14 protein-coding genes, 1 tRNA gene and 3 pseudogenes are annotated in these 20,737 nt (G+C 61.9%); 9 read left to right on the plus strand and 9 right to left on the minus strand.

The window, feature by feature from the left end:
* Position 1 precedes the first annotated feature (1 nt).
* Positions 2-2,083, minus strand: coding sequence for a hypothetical protein (locus O6W96_RS17620; RefSeq protein WP_353470740.1), 2,082 nt, complete (start codon positions 2,081-2,083; stop codon positions 2-4).
* Positions 2,084-2,181: 98 nt separating this feature from the next.
* Positions 2,182-3,342 (minus strand): ATP-binding protein, encoded by a 1,161-nt coding sequence (locus O6W96_RS17625; RefSeq protein WP_055879849.1) that lies wholly within the window; start codon positions 3,340-3,342, stop codon positions 2,182-2,184.
* Between the two features lie 218 nt (positions 3,343-3,560).
* Between O6W96_RS17625 and O6W96_RS17630 the strand changes: the two genes are divergently transcribed.
* Both O6W96_RS17630 and O6W96_RS17635 read left to right on the plus strand, forming a co-directional pair.
* On the plus strand, positions 3,561-7,742 hold the full coding sequence (locus tag O6W96_RS17630; RefSeq protein WP_353470741.1) for a hypothetical protein: 4,182 nt from the start codon (positions 3,561-3,563) through the stop codon (positions 7,740-7,742).
* Positions 7,743-7,769: 27 nt separating this feature from the next.
* On the plus strand, positions 7,770-8,144 hold the full coding sequence (locus tag O6W96_RS17635) for a hypothetical protein (protein WP_055879855.1): 375 nt from the start codon (positions 7,770-7,772) through the stop codon (positions 8,142-8,144).
* Positions 8,145-8,177: 33 nt separating this feature from the next.
* On the opposite strand, the gene O6W96_RS17640 is transcribed toward O6W96_RS17635, so the two are convergent.
* Positions 8,178-8,987, minus strand: a complete 810-nt coding sequence (locus O6W96_RS17640) for a SirB1 family protein (RefSeq protein ID WP_055879859.1) — start codon at positions 8,985-8,987, stop codon at positions 8,178-8,180.
* A gap of 357 nt (positions 8,988-9,344) precedes the next feature.
* Between O6W96_RS17640 and O6W96_RS17645 the strand changes: the two genes are divergently transcribed.
* Complete coding sequence (locus O6W96_RS17645; protein ID WP_055879861.1) at positions 9,345-9,836, plus strand: nucleoside deaminase; 492 nt, start codon at positions 9,345-9,347, stop codon at positions 9,834-9,836.
* Positions 9,837-10,013: 177 nt separating this feature from the next.
* Here the strand turns inward: O6W96_RS17645 and O6W96_RS17650 are convergent, their stop codons facing one another.
* From O6W96_RS17650 to O6W96_RS17665, 4 genes are all read right to left on the minus strand, one after another.
* Positions 10,014-10,178, minus strand: coding sequence for a hypothetical protein (locus O6W96_RS17650; RefSeq protein WP_165895408.1), 165 nt, complete (start codon positions 10,176-10,178; stop codon positions 10,014-10,016).
* 82 nt (positions 10,179-10,260) lie between these two features.
* Complete coding sequence (locus O6W96_RS17655) at positions 10,261-11,232, minus strand: TniQ family protein (protein WP_082463425.1); 972 nt, start codon at positions 11,230-11,232, stop codon at positions 10,261-10,263.
* Positions 11,233-11,235: 3 nt separating this feature from the next.
* Complete coding sequence (locus O6W96_RS17660) at positions 11,236-12,147, minus strand: TniB family NTP-binding protein (RefSeq protein ID WP_082463426.1); 912 nt, start codon at positions 12,145-12,147, stop codon at positions 11,236-11,238.
* Entirely contained in the window at positions 12,144-13,904 is a 1,761-nt protein-coding gene (locus O6W96_RS17665) for a Mu transposase C-terminal domain-containing protein (RefSeq protein WP_082463427.1), read from the minus strand. Before O6W96_RS17665 ends, O6W96_RS17660 begins: the two co-directional genes overlap by 4 nt.
* 117 nt (positions 13,905-14,021) lie before the next feature.
* Here O6W96_RS17665 and O6W96_RS17670 point away from each other — a divergent pair.
* The 4 genes and pseudogenes from O6W96_RS17670 to O6W96_RS17685 all read left to right on the plus strand — a co-directional run.
* Positions 14,022-14,702: pseudogene (locus O6W96_RS17670) on the plus strand (ATP-binding protein); the annotation flags it as partial.
* Positions 14,703-14,759: 57 nt separating this feature from the next.
* Positions 14,760-14,844, plus strand: a tRNA-Leu gene (locus tag O6W96_RS17675).
* Positions 14,845-15,003: 159 nt separating this feature from the next.
* A pseudogene (locus tag O6W96_RS17680) lies at positions 15,004-15,249 on the plus strand (Arm DNA-binding domain-containing protein); the annotation flags it as partial.
* Between the two features lie 16 nt (positions 15,250-15,265).
* Positions 15,266-15,595, plus strand: a pseudogene (locus tag O6W96_RS17685) (hypothetical protein); the annotation flags it as partial.
* A 167-nt stretch (positions 15,596-15,762) separates the two neighbouring features.
* On the opposite strand, the gene O6W96_RS17690 reads toward O6W96_RS17685, so the two are convergent.
* Together O6W96_RS17690 and O6W96_RS17695 are read right to left on the minus strand one after the other, a co-directional pair.
* Entirely contained in the window at positions 15,763-16,233 is a 471-nt protein-coding gene (locus O6W96_RS17690; RefSeq protein ID WP_353470742.1) for a group I truncated hemoglobin, read from the minus strand.
* Positions 16,234-16,245: 12 nt separating this feature from the next.
* Positions 16,246-17,142, minus strand: a complete 897-nt coding sequence (locus tag O6W96_RS17695; RefSeq protein ID WP_353470743.1) for a DUF3034 family protein — start codon at positions 17,140-17,142, stop codon at positions 16,246-16,248.
* A 141-nt stretch (positions 17,143-17,283) separates the two neighbouring features.
* On the opposite strand from O6W96_RS17695, the gene O6W96_RS17700 reads away from it, so the two are divergent.
* A complete protein-coding gene (locus O6W96_RS17700; protein ID WP_353470744.1) occupies positions 17,284-17,886 on the plus strand; it encodes a methylamine utilization protein in 603 nt (200 codons plus the stop codon).
* The gene (locus tag O6W96_RS17705; RefSeq protein WP_353470827.1) at positions 17,886-20,225 is read left to right on the plus strand and encodes a putative bifunctional diguanylate cyclase/phosphodiesterase; all 2,340 of its coding nucleotides are present in this window, start codon (positions 17,886-17,888) and stop codon (positions 20,223-20,225) included. Before O6W96_RS17700 ends, O6W96_RS17705 begins: the two co-directional genes overlap by 1 nt.
* The last annotated feature ends 512 nt before the right edge of the window (positions 20,226-20,737 follow it).

Raw genomic sequence — 20,737 nt, forward strand, 5'->3', positions numbered from 1 at the left:
GTCAGGGTGGAAGCAGCCGCGATCGACAGAGAGCGACGAGTTCATCTACCAGCGGTGTCTGCGGCGGCAGGCCGTCGAGCACGGTCGCGAGGTCGTCCTTCGCCACCCTCAGTCGCCCCGTCGCGAGGGCGACCAGGAACTCGGCAGCAGCCTCGCCGCGGGGCGTGGTGGCGCTCTCCAGGATGCGGCGGAGCACCCGTGCCGCTTCCGCGCTCGTCTGCGCATTGTCCGTGTAATCGAGTTCGGACGGACGGGCGGCGCGCAGCAGGCTCGCCTGAATCACCGCGTCGTTGAACCGTCCGAAGTTCTCGGGGCTGAGTAGCGTGCGGTAGAACCATTCAGTCCTCAGCGTCTGCCTGTCGTTCCGGCCCTCGCCAGTCCTGAGACCCTGCAGGATGGAGGCGATCGTGAAGAACACGTCCGCCTGCGTGTTCGCCTTGTCGGGCAGGCCTTCCGGCCAGAACGCGAAGCCGCGCTGGATCTTGAGTGGATCGCCCGGCGCGTTGGTCAGGAACAACTCCTGCTCCAATCCGACCGAGGTTTGCCGAAGGCGCTCTCGGCGCTGCTCGATCTCCGCTGAGATCGGCACACTCCGGTTCGCCGTTTCGTCGAAGACGGCAAGTTCCCGGTCCCACGGGTTCGGTGCAGCCAAGCCGGGCAGGTTGATCTGATCGACGATGATCAGCGGGTGCTCGGCGGCGTTATGGGTCAGCGCGAGATTGCGCGTGAGGGTCTGGGTGCGCTCGGTGCTCTCGGTCACGACGAGCCCAGCGAAGTAGAGGAGCGGCGCCTCGGGGCACGACCTCAGCATCCGGCTGAGGTCCAGCAACTGACGGCCGCTTCCGACGACTGCGGACACGACGAGTATCGGATCGGTGAATGCGTCCTCGACCGCTGCACGGGCTTGCTCGAATTCCTCGCGCGTGAGGATGGGAGCGGCGCTGTCCGCGGCATCGAGCACCCGCTTAGCGAAAGGCGCTGACTCGGCGTTCGCCACGATGCAGTGCCCGAGCTTGGCCGGGATGCTTGCGGCCGCGAGGTACGCGAGCCTCTTCTCCGCGCTTTCAGACGTGGCGACCTTCTCCGCGTCGATCGCGAATTGACGGGTCGGTCGTCCGGCGTTGATCTGGAACGTGCCGGTGCCGGCGTGCCGGGCCATCGTGGCCGAGAGCGCCGCATGCTCTTTCGTCCGCTTGATGACGAGCGGCTCGGGTTGCGGGCCGGCGATGTCGAACTGATCCCCCTGGATCGGGATGGCGATCGATCCGTTGGCACACATCGAGCAGGGTGCACCGCTGTCGGCTTCCACCGTTCGGATGAAGCCGCCTGGGTTATTCTGCCGATCGAATGCTAGGTCAACCGCCGCGACCAGAGTCTCCGGCTTTTCGCCGAGAAAGAGCACGTGCACGATCCTGCGGCTGTCGAAGCCTCTCTGGACCAACCGCTTCGCGAGCTTGCCGCTCGAGGATGCGGATACGAGCGCGACCGCGCCGCCGGTGCGGAAGTGCGCGTAGGTGTCGACGCCGTCGTAGGACCTAAAGCTGTCGACCAGCACGGGCGGCAGTGCATCCTCAGACGCGCGCAGATCGTTGATCGCGGCGACGAGCGCGAAGAGCGATGGCGTGTCGACGTACACGACCGACGTGTCCTCGGGTATGTGTCGCAACGCGCACAGCGCGACGAACGTGATCTCCGACTGCCGCACGAGAATGTTGGACAGGCGGATGAAGCGGCCGGTGTGCCGACCCGACGGGTTGCGGAAGTGGTACGCGCTCGTGGACTCCACGAAGCCCTTGTGGTCCCGGAAGATCGATGTCGCACCGCGCCTGAGCAGGTCGGTCAGGGCCACGTCCGACACGTGCTCGCCGTCGTCGAGCGGCATGCGCCGGAATTCAAAGCCGTTGCCACCGAACGAGATGAGGGTGACCGGCGTTCGCTTCAGCAGCCTTTCCTGGAGCCGGCGGAAGGGGCCGGGCGCGGAGAAGGAGCGCACGATCTCGCCCGCCACGCTTTCCCGGCAGAGGATGACGAGTTCGTCCGGGACGAGGCGCGCGTCAATTTCCTTCTCGAGTTCGCCGACCATCGCGCCGACGTCGAGCTCGCGCGGACCGACGAACGCGACCAGCGTGTCGCGCGCCGCCGTTCCTACCATGCGGTCGAACCTATGGACGAAGAGGTACTTCACGGCTCGACGACGAGCGGAAGCAGGATCGTGAGGAGGGTGCCGGACGCGCGTGGGAAGGTCTCGCGTTCGGACGGCCAGGTGACGAACTCGGGAAGCGTACCGTAGGGCGTCCGGCGTTCGAGGCTCAGGTCGGCGTAGAGCGACTGGCGGCCTGTGCGCAGGCGCATGAAACCGCCGTGCTCCCGGAGGATGTCGACGACGTTCGGCAGCCCGAGACCCGAGCGCGAGGTCGTCTTGCCGGTGGCGTGCTTCTGGAAGCAGCGGCGGACCGCGTCGGCTTCCTCCACCGGCGTCAACTCCGCCAAGGGCCGCTTGGTGATCGCGGCGGCGAAGCCGGGGCCGCTGTCGATTACCGAGATCTCGATCAGCTGGAGGTCCTTGTTGGTCGCCCGCGGCGGCCGAAGTCTCGCGCAGTATGCCGCAAGCGGGGGCGACGTGCCGACGAACTCAGCGAGCTTGGCCTGAGGGATTGCGTGCCGCCTGGCCTGTACGCCGCGGATCGAACGACCAAGCCGGTCCCCCCGCTCGTCGACACGGGCATGGTCCTCGGTGTTGCGGAACAGCTCGTAGAGAGCCCCGCCGACCGCGTCGGTGAATGATGGTGGGATGGAGGACGATAGCTCCCTTGGAACTATGGTCCGGTCTATCTGACGCGCGACCTCGATGAAGGCGCTCGTTCCCTTCAGCGACGGCTGTCCCTCGAGGTCGAGGTCGTAGAGCAGACGGGGCGCCGCGCGGTCGAGGTGATCGACGCACAGCACCTCATATTGGGGCCCGCGCGATGCCTCGCGCGGCCGTTCGCTCTGAATCACGTCGAGGCGCGCCAGCGCTTGCGCGCGCAGTGCCTCCGAGATGACTGCGCCGTCGACCGCGCTCGCCCGGTCGCACAACAGCGCCGCGGCGATGCCGAAGAACTGCCGGGTAAGGGTCGTCATCTGCCCATCCGGGTCTTCGGCATTCGGCACGTATGTCTGGAGCGCGGGGTGGCGGATCGACTGCGCCCATGTGATCAGCGCTTGGACCACTGCGGCCTCACCCCCAGCATGGTGGTGGTGCCCCTTCGTGGGGAGCCTGATGGGTCCGCTGGAGGCGTCGCGCGCCAGCCCGGAAAGCATCGCTTCCGCCGCCGAGACGGTCATGGCCTTTGTCACAAGCATTCTTCTCACGATAACGACAGCTCTTCCCGCTGTCGAAGGTCCATTGCTGCTTCTTTACACCACGCGCGCATCGTCGGGTGGCTCCGGTACGCCGGACGGCACGGACTAGAGCCGCCCCCCTGCTTACAGCTCTGGCCACGGGGCGCGGTAGGTAGCAGGTCGCGCATGGTTTCCCGTAAGAAATGGCGCCTGGGCGCCGAGCCGGCTATTCCCCTTTCATGACCGATATCGAAGCGGAAACAAAAAGCGAGCTGGTTGAGGATCTCAATCTGAATGGCCCGGACCAAGCCGGGCCCCGTCCGATCGCGCGCAAGCTGCAGCGGATCGACCCGCCGAAAGATGTCGAGGTCGTGCTTCACCAAAGCGAAGTGATGGCGCTCGAGGGCCCTCTCGTAATCGTCGGCGATCCCGGGGCCGGCAAGTCGATTCTGATGGAGTCTTTCGAGGGTATCGACGGCGCGATCTTCATTCGAGCGACGCAGCTGGTGCGAATGGCCAACCCCGCAAAGAAGCTCGGCATGGTAACGCGGATCGTCATCGATGGCGTTGACGAAGTCGCGTCAAATGCAGAGGGCGGAGGCATCGAGGCGGTGCTGGCCAAATTGTCGGAACTCGACAATCCCGACTTCATACTGTCCTGCCGCGCGGCCGACTGGCGGGGCGCCGCCGATCGGATCCGGATCAAGGATGATTATGGACGCGACGCCACGATGCTGGAGCTCCAACCATTCGACAGAGACGACGCAGCGCGGTTTCTGGAGACACGCTTTCCCGAACTCGACGCCGAGCAGGTGCTCACCCATCTGATCGATCGGGGATTGCATGACATTTATGGCAATCCGCTGACGCTGCAATTGCTTGGCGAGGTGGCGCTCGATGGTGGCGCACTGCCAGCAACCCGCGGCGGGCTTCTCGCCCAGGCTTGCCCCAAACTTGTTCTGGAAGCCAATGATCGCCACAAGGACAGGCCGCATGCCGGCTGCGACCCGGAAGAGCTGATGCTCTCGACCGGCGCCGCAGCCGCAGCCTTCCTGCTGTGCGACAAGCTCGGCGTGTTCAGCGGTGCGGTGGGAGACCTCCCATCCGCGTATTTTTCACGCCCAAGCATGCGTTCGCTGCCCTTTGCGACCGAGTTCGATGAGGCCATCAAGACAAGGCTGTTCAAGGGCGAAGGTGAAAACCTCCTGGTCCCGGTCCACCGCGTCGTGGCCGAGTATCTTGCCGCCAAGTGGCTCGCGCGGTGCGTGTCCTCGGGACAGTCCGCCAGGCGGGTCGTTGCCTTGCTGCGTCAGGGTGGATCGGTGCCGACGTCGCTGCGCGCGGTGAACGCCTGGCTCGCCGGTTTCTCGCCCGAGCTCGGCATGACCTGCGTGAGCGATGATCCGTACGGTGTCCTTCGCTATGGCGATGTCGACGGCCTGCCGCTGCCGACGGCTCGCGCGCTGCTGCGCGCACTCGCCGCGCTGTCGCATGAGGACCCCTTTTTCCGGGCAGAAGATTGGTCGCGCCAGTCAGCGCGGGGCCTCGCCCGGGTCGAATTGAAGGACGAATTGCTCGCGCTCCTGAACGCGCCTGGCGAACACCATATGCTTGGTGCCCTGCTGATCGAGGCGATGCAGGGTACCGAACTCGGCACGCTTCTCCAGAGCGAATTGCGCGCGATGCTTCTCGATCCGAAGCGATCGTACCATCAGCGCGGGACGACCCTTGCGATCCTGAACGAACGCGGCGCCGTGACCGACTGGCCGGTCCTCCTAAAGGCCCTCGCCGAACTCGGTGACAGCGGTTCTCTGCGGAATGCGGCAAATGCCGCTGTCAGCATGGCCGTCCGGGATATCACGCCGGAATTGGCGGTGCCGATCCTGTTGTGCAACCTGGGCCTGACACTGAGTCCGGCCAGCAAGGCGACGCGAAAATCTCATCAGTCGCTGTTTCCCAGCAAACACCTTCTCGAACTGCCCTCAGCGCAGTTGGAGAAATGGCTCGATGTCATCGCAGAGTACGGCACGATGGTGCGTCGCCATGACCACCAGCGCATGGCGCTGGTCGATTTCGCACTCTCCATTCTTGCCAGACGCCTCGAATATGCGCCGGCGCCTTCGGCAGAGCAGCTCGGGCGTTGGACGAGCTGGTTGCGCGGGCAACGCGGTTATGACGACAAGGCCCCGAAGAAAATCAGGGATTTCTTCGCCGGCGAATCAACACTGCGACAGGCCGTTCAGGCCGAGATCCTGCTTGCTGTCAGCGCTAAGGAGCTGCGGAAGCTTTCATTTCGGGTTGGTGACGTTCCCCTCGGTCTCTACCCCGATGAAGAGGATTGCGCAGTCCTTTTGCGGGCCTGGCGCCACCGGGAAAATATTGCCACTCCGGACACCGAAATCTGGGACACACTCCTCTGGATGGGGCGGCGACGCGGAGGGCTGTCACCGTCTCTCCGCGCGGCAGCGGAAGAGACCGCAGGCGACGATCCGCTGCGTCTCGATGTCATCGAGCGCTATTCCAGGCCGATCGAAGATACGCGAGATCCGAAGGATGCGGCGTGGGAGGCCGAGCGGGATGCCGAGCGCGAGGCAGCGTTTGCTGACCACCGCGCATGGATCACCGACAATCTTCAACATGTCGACGCGGGATCCGCCGTACTCGCAGAGGCCGCCGACGCCTACCGCGGCCTCGACTACTATGTGAATGATCTACCAGGTGGTGCCGAAGAGAAGATGGCAGGATTCCTGACCCCGGCGCTTGCCGAGCGCGTGCTGTCGGGCTTTGCCGCAAGCCTGAGGCGCGCGGACCTCCCGACGGCGCGCCAGATCGCCGAAGCCCACGCAAAGGGCAAAAGCTACCCAATCGAAACGGTGCTGATCGCCGGGGTGTCCGAGATGCTGAGAACCGGTCAGCCGCTTTCGGACCTTCCCCGCCAGAATATCGACAGCGTCTTCATGGCTTGGCGGCGCGATCCAGCGTCTAACACCGAAGACTCGCTCGGCATTGAGGACGCTTTGGTCAATCTGTGTCTGGGCACGCCAGAGGATCAGGAGCAATTCTACCGCACAAGCATCGAACCGGACCTCGAGGCCAATGCTCGCCACGTCTACGACCTTTACTATCTGACTCACCTGCTGCCGATGGTACCGCTCGCCGCGCAGCTATGTCGCGAATGGCTATCCCGCTTTCCCATGATGCCTGCGACCATCATGAGCGGACTTGTTCCATCAGTGCTCGCCGGTGATCTCGCTGATATCCGCCAGACGGTTGTCCAATGTCGCGCCCAAACCTGCGCCGATATCGATGCCCTATTCCTGTGGCTGGCGTTGGATTTCATGGCCGACTTTGCTGACCGCGAGACCGACCTACGCGCTGCGGCCGCCGACCGCCCCGAGTTTCTGTGGAACCTGCGTTCAGTGATCCAGACGCCAACAGGTTCTCGATTGTCGACGCTTTCAGCCGAACAGCTCGGATACATCGTGAGCGCCTTCGCGCCCACCTGGCGCTACCTCGAGCGGCCCGAGGGCGTGTCGCATGGGGACACTAACCCCTGGCAAGCCACCGATTTCCTCAAAGAATGCATCGCCGCCCTATCGGCGTTGCCCACAGCGGCCGCAGGTAAAATGCTAGCATCGCTGATGGAGGCGAGCGATTACGGCTACCTGGACGACCTTAAGCATGCTGCCGCCCAGCAGCGTCGTGTCCAAGCCGATCACGACTACACCGCCGCCACGCTCGACCAGCTCAAGGCGGCTGCAACGGGAACCCCTCCTAAGTCGCTCGACGACCTGCGCGCGTTTTTCGCGGACCGGCTGGGCGAACTGAACGCAAAGCTCGCCGGCGACAATCTCGACAGCTGGGTGGTCTATTGGGACCGCGACCGTCCGCACGAGGAAAATTACTGTCGAAACCGGCTGATCGGCCAACTCTCGAACGAATTGCCGGATGCGATCAGCTTTGCGCCGGAGGAGCAGATGCCGGGCACGACCCGAGCGGACATCGCCTTGCGCCTCGATAAGATGGCCCTGCCGGTCGAGATCAAGGGGCAGTGGCATACGCAGGTATGGGCCGCGGCCTCCGAGCAACTCGACGCTCAATATACGATCGACTGGCGAGCAGAAGGTCGTGGCGTCTACATCGTGCTGTGGTTCGGCGACGTGCCCGGTTACAATCTGCCGGCGCATCCCGAGGACGGCACTGCGCCGCTCACGCCCGAGCAGCTGCGCGAGATGCTGGTAGCGCGTGTGCCGATGGAGCGGCGCCCCTTCATCGACGTCTATGTCATCGACGTTGCAGGGACGCCGCAAGGGCGCGAGCGACTCGCCGTAGGTCGCCAACGTAAGCGAAAAGCCGCGGCGACTGGCAAAGCGAAAAAAGCTCGCGGCAAGTCCGCAACCCGCCCATCGGATGCTAGCTAAGGCACGCGGATCGTCAGCGTCGAGCGCATGTCGCGGGCTTTTACCAAATACCATCTGGATGACGGACGCGCACTGCACCGGTTCAAGATGGAAGAACCGCACGCGACGCCGCATGACCACCCCTGGAGTTTCGACACCGAGATTCTCGATGGCGGATATGTTGAAGAGGTGTTCCACCTGGATCCAAACGGCGGTTGGCACAGCGAACTGGTTCACCGTCTCCCTGGCGAAACCTACCATGTCGACGCTGCGCACATTCACCGCGTCGTGGAGCTGCCGACGGGTGAGTGCTGGACGCTCGTCCGCGCAGGTCCCCACACACGCGAGACCCGGTTCTGGCGTTTCGGAGACGCGGTTCAGTCCCGGGCCTGGCATGAGCGCCAATGGACGCGCTTAGGATAAGGCATCACGGCTAGAGTCGATCCACCGCAATATTCATGACGGCGTCGGCCGGGGAAGGGCATCGAGCGCTGCCGATACCTGCAGGCGCAGATCGTCGTCCCGGGTGATCTCCAGCATCGCACTGAGGCTGCTGCGGGCGCCGGCCACATCACCTGCGACCAGCTGAAGTCTGGCGCGCTCCCACCAACCATGGGCATGCGTAGGTGCCACGATCGTCATACGCTCGTACAGGACCAGCGCGCGTGCGGGATCCCCGGCCTGCTCGGCACGGGTCGCCTGGTTGAGCAGCAGGCGGACGAGCGCCGACCGGTTCGACAGGGGAAGCATCCCGTCGGAAAACCGGGCCTGGCCCGTCATCTGCTCCAACAAGGCTTCCACCTGTTCAGGGGCGACGATGTGACCATCGTTGAAGGGATCGATGATCAGCGCATCCGACGCGTCGCCAAGGCGGACCAGGACGTGGCCGGGGGTATTGAGCGGCATCGCCGACCATCCGAGGCGTCGTGCCATCGCCACATAGATAATCGAAAGACTGATCGGCAGGCCGAGCCGTCGATCGACGACGGCGATCAAATCCGCATTCTGCGGATCGTCGTAGTGCACCCGGTCGCCAGAGAACCCAAACTCTTCGCCCATCACGCTGCTCAGGGCTTGAGCCTGAGCAGCGCTGCTCACTGCGTCGCCGTCAGCAGCGCGCAGGGCTATTTCTATGTCGGTCAGCTCGTCGATATATTCATCGAGATCGACACCGGGGTGATCGAGCGCTGCGAGTTCCAGGGCGGCCAGATCAAGCTCGATCTCTGTGTCTTCCATCAGCCCGAGATGAAGAATGCTATTGGTCATGAGCCGTTAGATGGGAGGCTGCTTCGACGGTTTCTATGGCGACGCCAGGATACGGCGCGCCTGATCCATGACCAGTTTATGATACGTGAGCAGCGACTGTGCGGCACAGCCGGTTCCGTCCCTGATCACGATCCTGGACCCTGCCGACATCGATACCTGGCTGCGTGGAACCTACGACGATATCGTTGGCCTGCAGAAACCCTACGACCCTGCCAAAATGACCGTCCGGGGGCCTGTCTTCCCAACACGCAGCAAGGAACGGTAGCATTCGGCTATCCTTTGCATTCGAAAATGACCGCGCCGAACGATCCATTGTGTCCGCTGCGTGTTGTAAGACGGTGACAGGGAGCCAAGACGATGACGCAAGAGGACGAACGCTGGATGCACGAAGCGATCGCAATCGCCCGATCGAAGGGTTCCGACCCCTCGACCTCACCGCTGGGGTGCGTGATCGTACTCGATGGCAAGGTTATCGCGGGCGAGCGCAATCAGACCAAGGAATTGCCGGACGCAACCGCGCATGCCGAGATGATGGCGATCAGACGGGCGTGTGAAAGCACCGGGGAATTGGAGCTGCGCGGTGCGACGCTCTACTCCACGCTGCAGCCCTGCGGCATGTGCACGATGGCGTCGATCTGGTCGAAGGTCGGGCGCGTTGTTTACGGGGCGGGCCGCGATGATGTCCACGAGATGTATTTCGAAGCACAGCACGTCGACACGCTGACGTTCATCGGCGACGCCTACCGCGACGATATCGTCATTGAGGGAGGCTGCCTTCGCGACGACTGCGCCAAGCTCTATTATGGTCCGGACGCAGAGCTGCCAGTCGACGAGCAGGCAAATCTATAGCGTGCTGCGGCTGCGCGTCCGTTCGGCGCTGAACGAATGACGGTATGTCGCCAGGTCTTTCCAACGCGGCGCGAAGAACGATAAACCGATGGCAGCTTTCGGTCCCGCCTGTTCGGCCGCCCCCCCCGAAGGATGAGCACCATGAATGACGCACAATGGGTTCTCGCTCGCACACGGTCAGACGAGCAACATGCGTGGCTTGCTGGTTTTGATGGAAATAGTCCGGTATGGGTGGCGAGTGTCGATAACGCCGTAATCTACCAACGCGAGGGTGCAGAAGCGGCAAGGCTGCGATGCACTGACCAGCCCGATCACGACGACGTTCTCTATGCCGTCTGCCATCTGAAGGCTGACGACACGACTCCTCCTTCTGCTGGCGACTGCCCTCTAAAAGACTGTCGATAAGTACAGAACGATGGCTGAATCAGGTTCCGTGTAGATACCTGTCCACCACCGTTGTATACTCAAACGGGATTGAACTCCGATCTCCTCGAAGGGCCCAGGAACGCCACATGCCTGCTTCCGCGCAGAGTGCGACGAACTTGTACGGCCAACCATCCAGTAACTGCGCAACAATTGCCATCATCCTATGCCTTTCGCTACTCGACAAAAACTCCGGAGCCGAGATAATACCTTCAAAAGTTGGCTCACTGGGATCCCCGCCATTGTGTCTGCATACGGTTTCTCTCAACCGCTGAGCTCGAGGGTTGGCAGTCACAATCGAGAGGATCTGTCGAACTAGGTTGAAGAAGGCAAGTGGGTAGATATTACTGAATGCTTCGGGCGGGTGGGCGCGACCGGCAAGAATTTCACGAAAGTTATGTTCGAGTTGAAGCGCTTTTGAGTCCGCGATCACGTGAGGGTAAGAGCGTCGATCACTTCCGCAAACGTGGCAACACGGATCAAGTCCTTGGTGAGGCACTGCAGGAGAACCGCAGTCGATGCAGCGGTCGGCAAGCACAATTCCATGTTTTGAACACGTGCTTACTATGGCGAGGCGCCAATTTTTCCGGTAATACGCCTGTCTATCAGTGCTGAGGCAAATTGCGCACCATTGCTGACCTCCTCGGCGCCGAGTTCGGTGATAAATTCCGAGAGGCAAAATCCAACGAGAAGCATTAGTTATTCGAATGCGTTCATATAAGATGCCCTCTAGTGAATAGAGGGTCGTAGCCCAGGCTTCATTTTCGCCTGTTCCAGTTAGTCTGGCTAAGTCATTTACGACATCGCGCGGTGCCATTGCATCGAGATCTCGGTTCCAAAGCTGTCTTCCTGGCCAAATCAAGTGAGAAAAAGTCTGCAATTTTGGAGAGTTACCGTGGGCAACACGTAACAGCCATGACGATAATAATTCGTCGACTTGTGGTTTGGGCCGCCATGGCAAAAGCGGTTTCAATAGTTAATCTCGATACCCCAACGAAAGCTCGGCCGCCCGTCGGCGATCCCCTGGCGGAATCCAGCGCAATCCGTCGATAACGGAGGCATCGATCCGCTCGGCTCCGTTCTGTATCGCTTCTGCAGCCGCTGCATTAACCAGGCGGACAATCTCCCCTATCGTTCCTCCAGACAAGGCAAGCACCCGGCTCATAATATCGGGTTGTGACAGTTCAGACGCGTGTTGTAGCGGTAAAGTCGACTCTAAAGTGTTCAGTAGAGCTCGAGTTCCGTTCTCTGAGGTCCATTTAGGAAGCGGCCAATGCTCAAAACGGTTTGCAAGCTGCTCGTCTGATTGCAGTGCGCGAACCGCAGTTATGAGGCCGCAGCCAACGAGGTGTATTTGCTTTTCATTCGAGACGTAACGAAGTACATTTAAGAATGCGCGTTGCTGTTCAACTCGACCGGAATGGATATTATGTAATTCATCAATAACTAGGACCTTTAAACCTACCGATTCAACCAAACGTAGTGCTTGGCTCTGTAGTTGGCTCAAAATAGCCGTTCTACGGACTGGTGCGTTTAGACGATCTAGGATAGAGGTGTAGAACTGTCGAGGATCAGGTGTCGGCGGCATTTGAACATATAATACTTTTGCGGTGATGGCCTCGGCAGAGGGGTCGTCGTCGGGGGGATGTAGCCCGATAAAACGATTAACGAGCATTGTCTTGCCGTTGTTAGTGGGTCCCGAGATAAGAATACTCGCGGGACGGTGCGACCTTTTGCTTATTAATAATTCTTCTAACCGATCTGAAATGCGTTTGGCGGTGCCATAGGCGACGAAGGGTTGAGCCTTCAGCGCTTCCAGCCTGACCTCCGGAGATGCCCCAATTATAGCGTGAATTTTTGGTGTGAGGCGGCGCAGAGGAGCGTTCACTCGAGTATCTCGAAAACGTCATCTTCGTCTGGCGCTGCAGCTTCCGTATATCTCCAAGGAGCCTGTGGAAGAGGCGACTGGGGGAGCATCGTGTCACTGGGAGCGTTCGAGTTGCCCGCATCGTTCCGCGCTCTCCGTTCTACGGCAAGTCGAGAACGTCGCGCTTGTGATTTATTGCCTGCCGCTGTGTTCGCGATCTGGCGCTGGGCTTCTACTGCTGCGAACAATGCCGTTTCGTCATAGTCCGCTCGTCCCTCCGCCCGTATTGCTCTGCGGCCGGCCTCAAGTTCCCACAATGACAATGAAGGCCGCGAGATCTCTTTCGTTCCGATGCGGTAATAACGGTTCTCGTCTGGGGCTAACAACCAGATCGCTGAAACGTCGCGCGGGTCACGCCTGACCAAAAAATCCCGGTGTTTTCCATCCATTAGGTAGCGGCGCAAAATATCGTCCATATAATGGACGCCGCCCCACCGAATACCTCTTTGCGTAAGCCTTCGGCGTTCCATTGGCAAAAAATCGATGAGTAATCGTTGGGGGTCCTGAATTTCTGTCGGGACACCCCGTCCGCGCTCACTCTTGTCACCGAATATACCCTGCATCCACTTGGTATTCGGAGTCAGGCCATGGTGCTTGTGAGGCGTGCAATGATATTGGCCCGCAAAAAAGGTAGCGAACATTAACTCCAGCTCGGGGAGCGTCATCGCTGCATCTCGATCTGGATCCCTGTCTCCTCGCTCGATGATCGATGAACCGGTTGCCCCAGGCAATGTCTTAACTGACGACATCGCTGTCCTCATCATTCTCTCAATAATACCCCCAAAGTGTGGCATGCCTCCAGGCCTGAAATTGATTTGCATGCCCCAGGCGTCGCATCCGCGCTGAACAGCTTCTGAGTGAAAGTCGGAACCGTTATCGACATAAATTTCGTCTGGCCTACCGTACATTGGCCATGGAAACTGCAAACCAATCTTACCTGACCAATCGTCCTTGGGTAGGATGGAATGGACTAGACACAATCCGACGGACGTTGCCGAAGGGGCTTCAAGCGATAGGTGGAATCCTAGGACGGATCTAGAAAACTCGTCGAGGGCGATCGTGATGAACGGTCTTTGAAGAGGGAGTCTGTTCTTTTCGTCGACGACAATGAGATCAACCTTCGTGTGATCAATTTGAACCCGTTGAAGCGGAGCGTTTGTGACAGGTGTTGCGCCCGACACCGGACGGAACCGCTCGCCAGCCTTCTTTCTGCCCTCTCGTGCTGCGACTATTTCAATTTCTGGAATGCGGGCAAGCCGTCGGCGAATTGAGTCGGTGCTTGGAAGCTTTAAACCTTCCAACGTACAAATACGTCGAATTTCGCGCACAGTTTGAACAATGGTCGGCCGCATACGGCTGAGATGATGTGTCTCAAACACCCGAACGATGATCGCTTCGACCTTCGGATCGAGAAAACTTCGTCCGCGGGTGCCTCGTCTCTTTGGAGGCAAAAGGTCGCGAAGCCGTCGGGTGCTGCGATACCGCTTTATGATGGTCCAGACAGTCCTTGTAGAGCAACCGATCTGCTTAGCCGCGTCGCTGACGTCCGCGACCGAGCATCGGTCACGTGCTACAAGCGGCTCGATGATGCCCCTGCGAATCACCGCAGTTGCGATCTCGGTATCGGTTAACTCTGCGCCGTCCACCCCAGAGTTTGAGGCTAAGATAGCACCTAGATCTTCGGAATCGGCGGCATGGATTGGCATGTTGCGGAACATCTAACGTAAGCCGCCGGAGCGCAAGGCTGACGCAGTGCAACGAAACGTGCGGTATAGTGCAGCGGAATGTGCGTCATTGATCAGCCGTGACTGTCGCTTGGTGCAACGAAAGGGAAGCTTTCCACAGGCGGGCTGAAAGTGAAGCCGGGGGAGGTCAGCCTCGCTCATCTCGGCGTCCTCTTCCTCGACGAACTCCCGGAGTTCCAGCGCGCCGTCCTCGATTCGCTACGACAACCGCTTGAGACGGGTACGGTCAGCGTCGCCCGGGCGAACGCGCACGTTACGTTCCCCGCTCGCGTGCAGTTGATCGCAGCGATGAACCCGTGCCGATGCGGCCACCTCGGCGACGCGAGCCTGGCCTGCGCGAGAGCCCCCAAATGCGCCGCGGATTACCAGGCCAAGGTGTCTGGTCCGCTACTCGATCGAATCGATCTGCACATCGACGTCCAGGCCGTCAGCGCCGCCGACCTGATCCTCCCCCCGCCGACCGAGGGCTCGGCCGAGGTCGCCGCCCGCGTTGCCGCCGCTCGCGCGATCCAGTCCAAGCGCTACCGCGACCACTCAGTTCGCACCAATGCGGAGGCCGATGGCGCGTTGCTGGATGCCGTCGCCACGCCCGACGAAGCCGGCCGCAAACTGCTCGCCCAAGCGGCCGAAGCGATGCGCCTGACCGCGCGCGGTTACACCCGCATCCTCCGCGTCGGCCGCACCATCGCCGATCTCGCAGGCAGCGAGACCGTCGGCCGCATCCACATCGCCGAAGCGCTTAGCTACCGCCGCCGGCCGCCGCGAAACTGAAGGCGCGACTAAACCCGCTTGCGGCGGACGAAAGCTTCGTCTAGCCAACCCGCCGCTGCCCCTGTGGCGAAATTGGTAGACGCGACCGACTCAAAATCGGTTGCCGCAAGGCATGCTGGTTCGATTCCGGCCAGGGGCACCAACCACGAATTCCAACGCATCCCAACCCGTCCCGCAAGGGGCGGGTTTTGGTGCTATTACAGGGCGTGTGAAGTCCCATCTCGTCCCATTGTCACCCAATGCAGCGACGATCATTTGGGGGCACTTCGGGGGCACCGAGTTTCGTGCTTGGGGGCACTGAATGCTGACCGATACGGCCATCAAAAAGGCGAAGCCGAAGGAGAAGGCTTACAAGCTCGGCGACTCCGGCGGCTTATATTTATACATCATGCCCAGCGGATATCGCAGCTGGCGCATGAAGTTCAGATACGGGGGCAAGGAGAAGCGCCTGGTCTTCGCTTCGTACCCGGACACGGCTTTGCTTCAGGCGCGCGCCATGCGGGAGAACGCGGCCAAGCTACTGCGGGGCGGGGTCGACCCGTCGATCCACAAGGTGCAACAGGCTGGCGGTCGACAAGCGCTTCGGCTTTTTCGTCAACCACGACCTCGCCGGCTACGAAGTCCCGGTTCACGCCGATATCCCGCACCAGGATGTCGTTTTCCTCGACGAACTCGACCCGACCATGTCGCCGCTAAAAGCCGAAGGCGTTGGCGAGTTGGGTATATCCGGCGTCGCCCCGGCGATCGCCAACGCCGTTTACAATGCGACAGGTATCCGCATCCGCGAGTACCCGCTGACGCTGGACAAGCATCTCGACAAGCTGCCTCAGATCGCGTGGTCGATGGCGGCAATCCCTCGCGCCGAACGGTGCATGCGACGCCGGCCATGCTGAAGTTGGCCAACGCCGCTTGAGCTAAGAGGGCGATACAAGCCGCGAAGATGGAGCTGAAACACCCGTCACCTAGCCGCGCGTGAAAGCGGCCATATCGCGGAGATGAACGAACGACCGAATTTGGAAGCGAGGAAAGGGGCGTGAACGTCCGATGGTGGGTCGTTGGTCTAACGGGTGACCACATCGCGTTTCATCGGCGCCAGTTTGGCGAGGAAGGCGTTCTGGCTGGCGAACGCCACGCCCTCGCGGCGCATCGCCGCCTGGAGGTTTTCGACCAGCGCATTCATGTCCTTGGCCTGGATGCCGAGGTTCTTGTGCGCGGTCGTCATGTCGCGACCGGTATACTGGCAGTCGCCATTCAGCAGGACGCAGAACTGTTCCTTGAGCGTGCGGCGGAGGCGGATCATGTCCTGCCCCTTGAAGATGTCGCCGATCCGGGGATCGGCTTGGCTCGTGGTCACCAGGTCGTCGACGATCCGGTCGATGCCGGCCACGCCGTGAAACGCCGCGAGCATCGCAGCGCCCTTGAACGGACCGCCGCCCGCATTGGCGTCGCTCATCGCATAGGGCGCGACCGCATCCTCGCCCGGCGGCACGGGCGCGGTCTGGAGTAGGACGAGCAGGGCAAGCACCAACATCGTAAATATCCCCTAGAAAGCGGTCTGGAGCGACAGGAAACCGCCGCGCTGGCGCTCCGCCGTTGCGATTGACCCGAGATCGACATAGGCAGCGGTCGCGGTCAGGTTCTTGCTGATCGCATAGGCGGCATAGGCGGTCTTCCAGTCATTCTCTCTGGCGAACCCAAGATTGTCGGGCTTCGAGCGATATTCGCCGCCGACAACCAGTTGGCGCGAAATCTGGTAACCGAGTGTGCTTTCGATCTGGACGGTGCGGCTACCGCCGCGATCGCCACCGAACCCGAGCAGGCCGTTCTGGTTGGCTTTCGTGTAGCGGACCGTGGTGCCGAGCAGGATGCTCTGTCGCAGAAGGAGCTTGGTGGCGGCGACGTAGAGATCGGTGCTGCTCGCATGACGCCCGCCGACTGCGGCGACGATCGGCGCATCCAGATTGTGCTTGTACTGCACACCGACCGCGATCTGCGGGAGGTACGCGCTGCCGTAGACAGCGTCGCCGGCGATCCGCAACTTGGCGCCGAACACGTCCTGGTTGAGCGTATAGCCACGGCCGATGCCGAGCTTTACACCGACGTCCCGCGTATCGAGATTCTGTCGCGCATAGCTCAGTTCCAGCCGGTCGTGGACGCCGATCGCGGCGCCATGGCTTTCCCACCGATAGTCCGGCAGCAGGATGACCGAGACATGGGCGGAGCCGCCGATCCCGTCGACGGTCTCGTTTCCGGCGATCAGCGCCCAGGTCGAGACGCCGCCGCCCGAGCTACCCTCGATCGTGGTGACGCCGTTGGTCAGCATCAGCTTGCCCCCGGCACGACCGTCCCGCGCCGCGGCGGGGCTCGCGGCCATGAGCAGGGTCGCCACGGCGAACTTAGCGATGAACCCGGCGACGGTTGAGGGCGGAATGCGAATCATGCGGCATCTCATGGAGACCATTGGTTAATTCTCGGTCTCTAGCGCCCGACCAGCGCGACATGGCCCCGTCGAAAAAAGACGCAAGCGAGCGTTCGTGACGTTTACGGGTTCGCAATCCTCCGACGGTTAGAGGCTGGTGATATGTCCGTATTCGCCCCCCGCCGCCTGTGTTCGATGATCGTCGCGCTGGCGCTGCCCGCAACCGCGCATGCCGCGACGGTGGCGATCGATGTTCGCGGCTTCGACGGCAAGCCGCTGAACGGCGCGGTCGTCACGATCGAGACGCCCAAGGCGCCCGGCGTAACGGTGCGCGGGCCATACATGATCGAACAGCGCGACATCGCGTTCCAGCCGCACGTGCTGATCGTGCCGGTCGGTGCGACGGTCGGCTTCCCCAACCGCGATCGGGTGCGTCACCACGTCTATTCGTTTTCGAAGACCAAGAAGTTCGACCTGAAACTCTACGGTCAGGAGGATGCGCGTACCGTCCTGTTCGATCGTCCGGGCGTCGTCCCGCTCGGCTGCAACATCCATGACTCGATGAGCGGATTCGTGTTCGTGACCGCCACCCCGTTTGCCGCGCTAACCGACCAGGCGGGGCATGTTAGCATGACCGGCGTGCCTGCAGGCGCCGGTACGGTCCGCGTCTGGCATCCCTCGATCCGCGCGCTGGGCAGCACCGCGTCGCAGCCGATCGACGTCGCTGCCACCGGGTTTGCCACGACCTTCGTGCTGCACCGGTGATGCGCCTGCGCCCGCCGCGGTTCCGCCATCTCCGCACCAAGCTGTCGGTGCTGTATGCGAGCCTGTTTGCGGTGACGCTGGTGCTGCTCGCGGTCGTCGCACAGGCGATGATCTGGACGCATGCCCGTGATTCCGTGCGCCAGGAACTTATCACCAGCGGCAGCGTCTATGACCGGATCTGGTTGCTTCGGTCGCAGTCGCTGATCGCCTCGGCGGACCTGTTGTCGCGCGATTTCGGGTTTCGGGCCGCGGTCGCCAGCGGCGATCGGCCGACGATCGGGTCGGCACTTGCCAATATCAGCCACCGGGCCGACGTCACCGCCGCGTTCGTGGTCGATCAGGACGGCCAGGTGACCGGTCCGTCGGGTGCGCTGGCGGCGACGGTCGCGCGGTTTCCCTTTGCGATCGCGAATGTCCGGCGCGACGCTGTCGTAACAGTCGGAGGCCAAGTGTACCGGCTTATCCTCTCCCCGGTGATGGCACCGACGCAGGTCGGCTGGGTGGTTTTCGCGGTGCGCCTCGACGGCACCGAAATGCATGCGCTCGAACGGTTGTCCGCGATCCCGCTGATCGCGACCATCCTGCGCAGCGATGACGCGGGGCGCTGGCATGCGGTCGATCGGTCGATCGGATCGGACTCCGCGATCAACCATCTGGTCGGCGCGTCGCAATCGGCCCGAACGCTCGCGACGCTCAACCTGCCGACCGGCCGTGCTTTCGCGATCGCCAAGCCGCTCGCCGGCCTGACGCATCGACCGCAAGCGGCGATCCTGATCCGCTATCCTCTCAACGCCGCGCTGACCCCGTATCTGCCCTTGCAGGCGAGCATCGCGCTGGCGGGACTCGCGGGACTGATCCTGGTCGTGCTCGGGAGTCGTCGCTTGGCGATGGGGATCGCCGAACCGATTGCCGCGCTCGATGCGGCGGCGCGGGCATTGGAGGAGGGCAGTCGTGCCGATATCGTGGTCAAGGGGCGCGACGAGATCGGCAGGCTCGCCGCCAGCTTCAACCGGATGTCGGCCGGCATTATCGAGCGCGAGAATAGGATCACGCATCTCGCGTTCCACGACGTCCTGACCGGACTACCGAACCGGACCTATTTCCGTCAATCGCTCGATCAGGCGATCCTCCAGATCGATCGTACCGGCGGGGCGATCGCAGTGTTGTGCCTCGATCTCGATCGCTTCAAGGGCGTCAACGACACGCTCGGCCATCCGGTCGGCGACGCGCTGCTGAAGGCGATCGGCAAGATGGTAAGCGAGGTCACATCCGACGGGCTGGTCTCACGGCTTGGCGGTGACGAATATGCGATCATCCTGTCCGGGCAGTTTGAGGCCGACCGTCCGCGCGCGCTCGCGCAGAGCATCCTCGACATGATGCGCCTGCCAGTCGACGCCGATGGCCACCAGATCGCGACTGCGGTCAGCATTGGCATCGCGATCGGCCCGGTCGACGGCAAGGATGCCGACGAACTGCTCAAGAATGCCGATCTCGCGCTGTATCTGGCCAAGGAAGACGGTCGCGGCGTGTTCCGCTTCTTCGAACCCGCGCTCGACGCCGCGGCACGCTGGCGTCGACAGGTCGAACTCGATCTACGCGAGGCAATCCAAGCGGGCCAGTTCGTCCTCAACTATCAGCCGGTGTTCGACCTGAAGGCCGACCGGATCGGCGGGTTCGAGGCGCTGGTGCGCTGGCATCACCCGGAGCGCGGCATCGTTCCACCAGCCCAGTTCATCCCGATCGCGGAGGATACCGGGCTGATCATCGCGATCGGCGAATGGGTGATGCAGGAGGCCTGCCGGCAGGCGATGCATTGGCCCGAGCATATCCGCGTGGCAGTCAACGTCTCGCCGCTGCAGTTCCGCAACACCGGGTTCCAGGCGATCATCCTGCAGGCGCTCGCGCATAGTGGCTTGGCCCCCAACCGGCTCGAGATCGAGATCACCGAATCGGTCTTCCTCGACGGCGAGGGGCCGGTGATCGCGTTGCTGCACACGCTGCGCGCGATGGGGATCCGCGTCGCGCTCGACGACTTCGGCACCGGCTATTCGTCGCTCAGCTATCTACGCAGCTTCCCGTTCGACAAGATCAAGATCGATCGCTCATTTATCACCAGCATTGCCAGCGATCCAAGTGCCGCCGCGATCGTCCGCGCGATCGTTGACCTGGCAACTGCGCTCGACATGGAGACGACCGCGGAGGGTGTCGAGGATACTAGCCAGTTGAATCTGCTGCGCGGCGAGGGCTGCGGTAACATCCAAGGCTACCTGTTCAGCAGGCCGGTAGAAAGTCGCTATATCGCCGGTTTGCTCGCAACTGTTCGTAGTGAAGCAGCTTAGCGGGATTTCTCAAACCAACATAGCGGTGGGGCGGGGGGATGATACCGGCTGTGTATGAGCCGTAAAATCAAGGGCATTGCCGCCTACCCGTGCCGCTGTTTTAACGCGTTACCTGAACTGATCCGGCTCGTGGCCATGTTCTACGTCCATTACTCTGTGCCTACCCCGCCGACGGCAGTATGACGAGGGCGATTGATAGAACCGACTGCCGCCACCTCCGCTATCTCCCCAGGAACCTGCTGCAGAAACTGAAGCCTTTGTGCCAAGCGGCACCGCGCACGCCCGACAGTTCAGTCTGAGCTATATTCTCAATGCTGCTTAGCCGCCGTCGCGGAGCCCCCGCCTGCACTAATCAGATGAATGAACGCCCGGTTCTCGGTTTGGCTCAGCAACCGCTGAGCATCCACAATTGGGTATCAGCATCAGAAAGTCTATTCGGAGGCAGCCGTATTATACCGGCATGCCGGTGTGCAACACCCGTTTAGCGGACGATGCATTCTACAACGCGAAGA

It is taken from the genome of Sphingomonas faeni, assembly GCF_040407495.1.
GTDB classification, from domain to species: Bacteria; Pseudomonadota; Alphaproteobacteria; order Sphingomonadales; family Sphingomonadaceae; genus Sphingomonas; species Sphingomonas faeni_D.

Bases quoted from the DNA above. Each gene is read 5' to 3' on its own strand.
- O6W96_RS17625 (WP_055879849.1), bottom strand. From the start codon at position 3,342: ATGCTTGTGACAAAGGCCATGACCGTCTCGGCGGCGGAAGCGATGCTT.
- O6W96_RS17620 (WP_353470740.1), bottom strand. From the start codon at position 2,083: ATGGTCGGCGAACTCGAGAAGGAAATTGACGCGCGCCTCGTCCCGGAC.
- O6W96_RS17690 (WP_353470742.1), bottom strand. From the start codon at position 16,233: ATGTTGGTGCTTGCCCTGCTCGTCCTACTCCAGACCGCGCCCGTGCCG.
- O6W96_RS17695 (WP_353470743.1), bottom strand. From the start codon at position 17,142: ATGATTCGCATTCCGCCCTCAACCGTCGCCGGGTTCATCGCTAAGTTC.
- O6W96_RS17650 (WP_165895408.1), bottom strand. From the start codon at position 10,178: ATGGCAGACGGCATAGAGAACGTCGTCGTGATCGGGCTGGTCAGTGCA.
- O6W96_RS17645 (WP_055879861.1), top strand. From the start codon at position 9,345: ATGACGCAAGAGGACGAACGCTGGATGCACGAAGCGATCGCAATCGCC.
- O6W96_RS17700 (WP_353470744.1), top strand. From the start codon at position 17,284: ATGTCCGTATTCGCCCCCCGCCGCCTGTGTTCGATGATCGTCGCGCTG.
- O6W96_RS17630 (WP_353470741.1), top strand. From the start codon at position 3,561: ATGACCGATATCGAAGCGGAAACAAAAAGCGAGCTGGTTGAGGATCTC.
- O6W96_RS17705 (WP_353470827.1), top strand. From the start codon at position 17,886: ATGCGCCTGCGCCCGCCGCGGTTCCGCCATCTCCGCACCAAGCTGTCG.
- O6W96_RS17640 (WP_055879859.1), bottom strand. From the start codon at position 8,987: ATGACCAATAGCATTCTTCATCTCGGGCTGATGGAAGACACAGAGATC.
- O6W96_RS17635 (WP_055879855.1), top strand. From the start codon at position 7,770: ATGTCGCGGGCTTTTACCAAATACCATCTGGATGACGGACGCGCACTG.
- O6W96_RS17665 (WP_082463427.1), bottom strand. From the start codon at position 13,904: ATGTTCCGCAACATGCCAATCCATGCCGCCGATTCCGAAGATCTAGGT.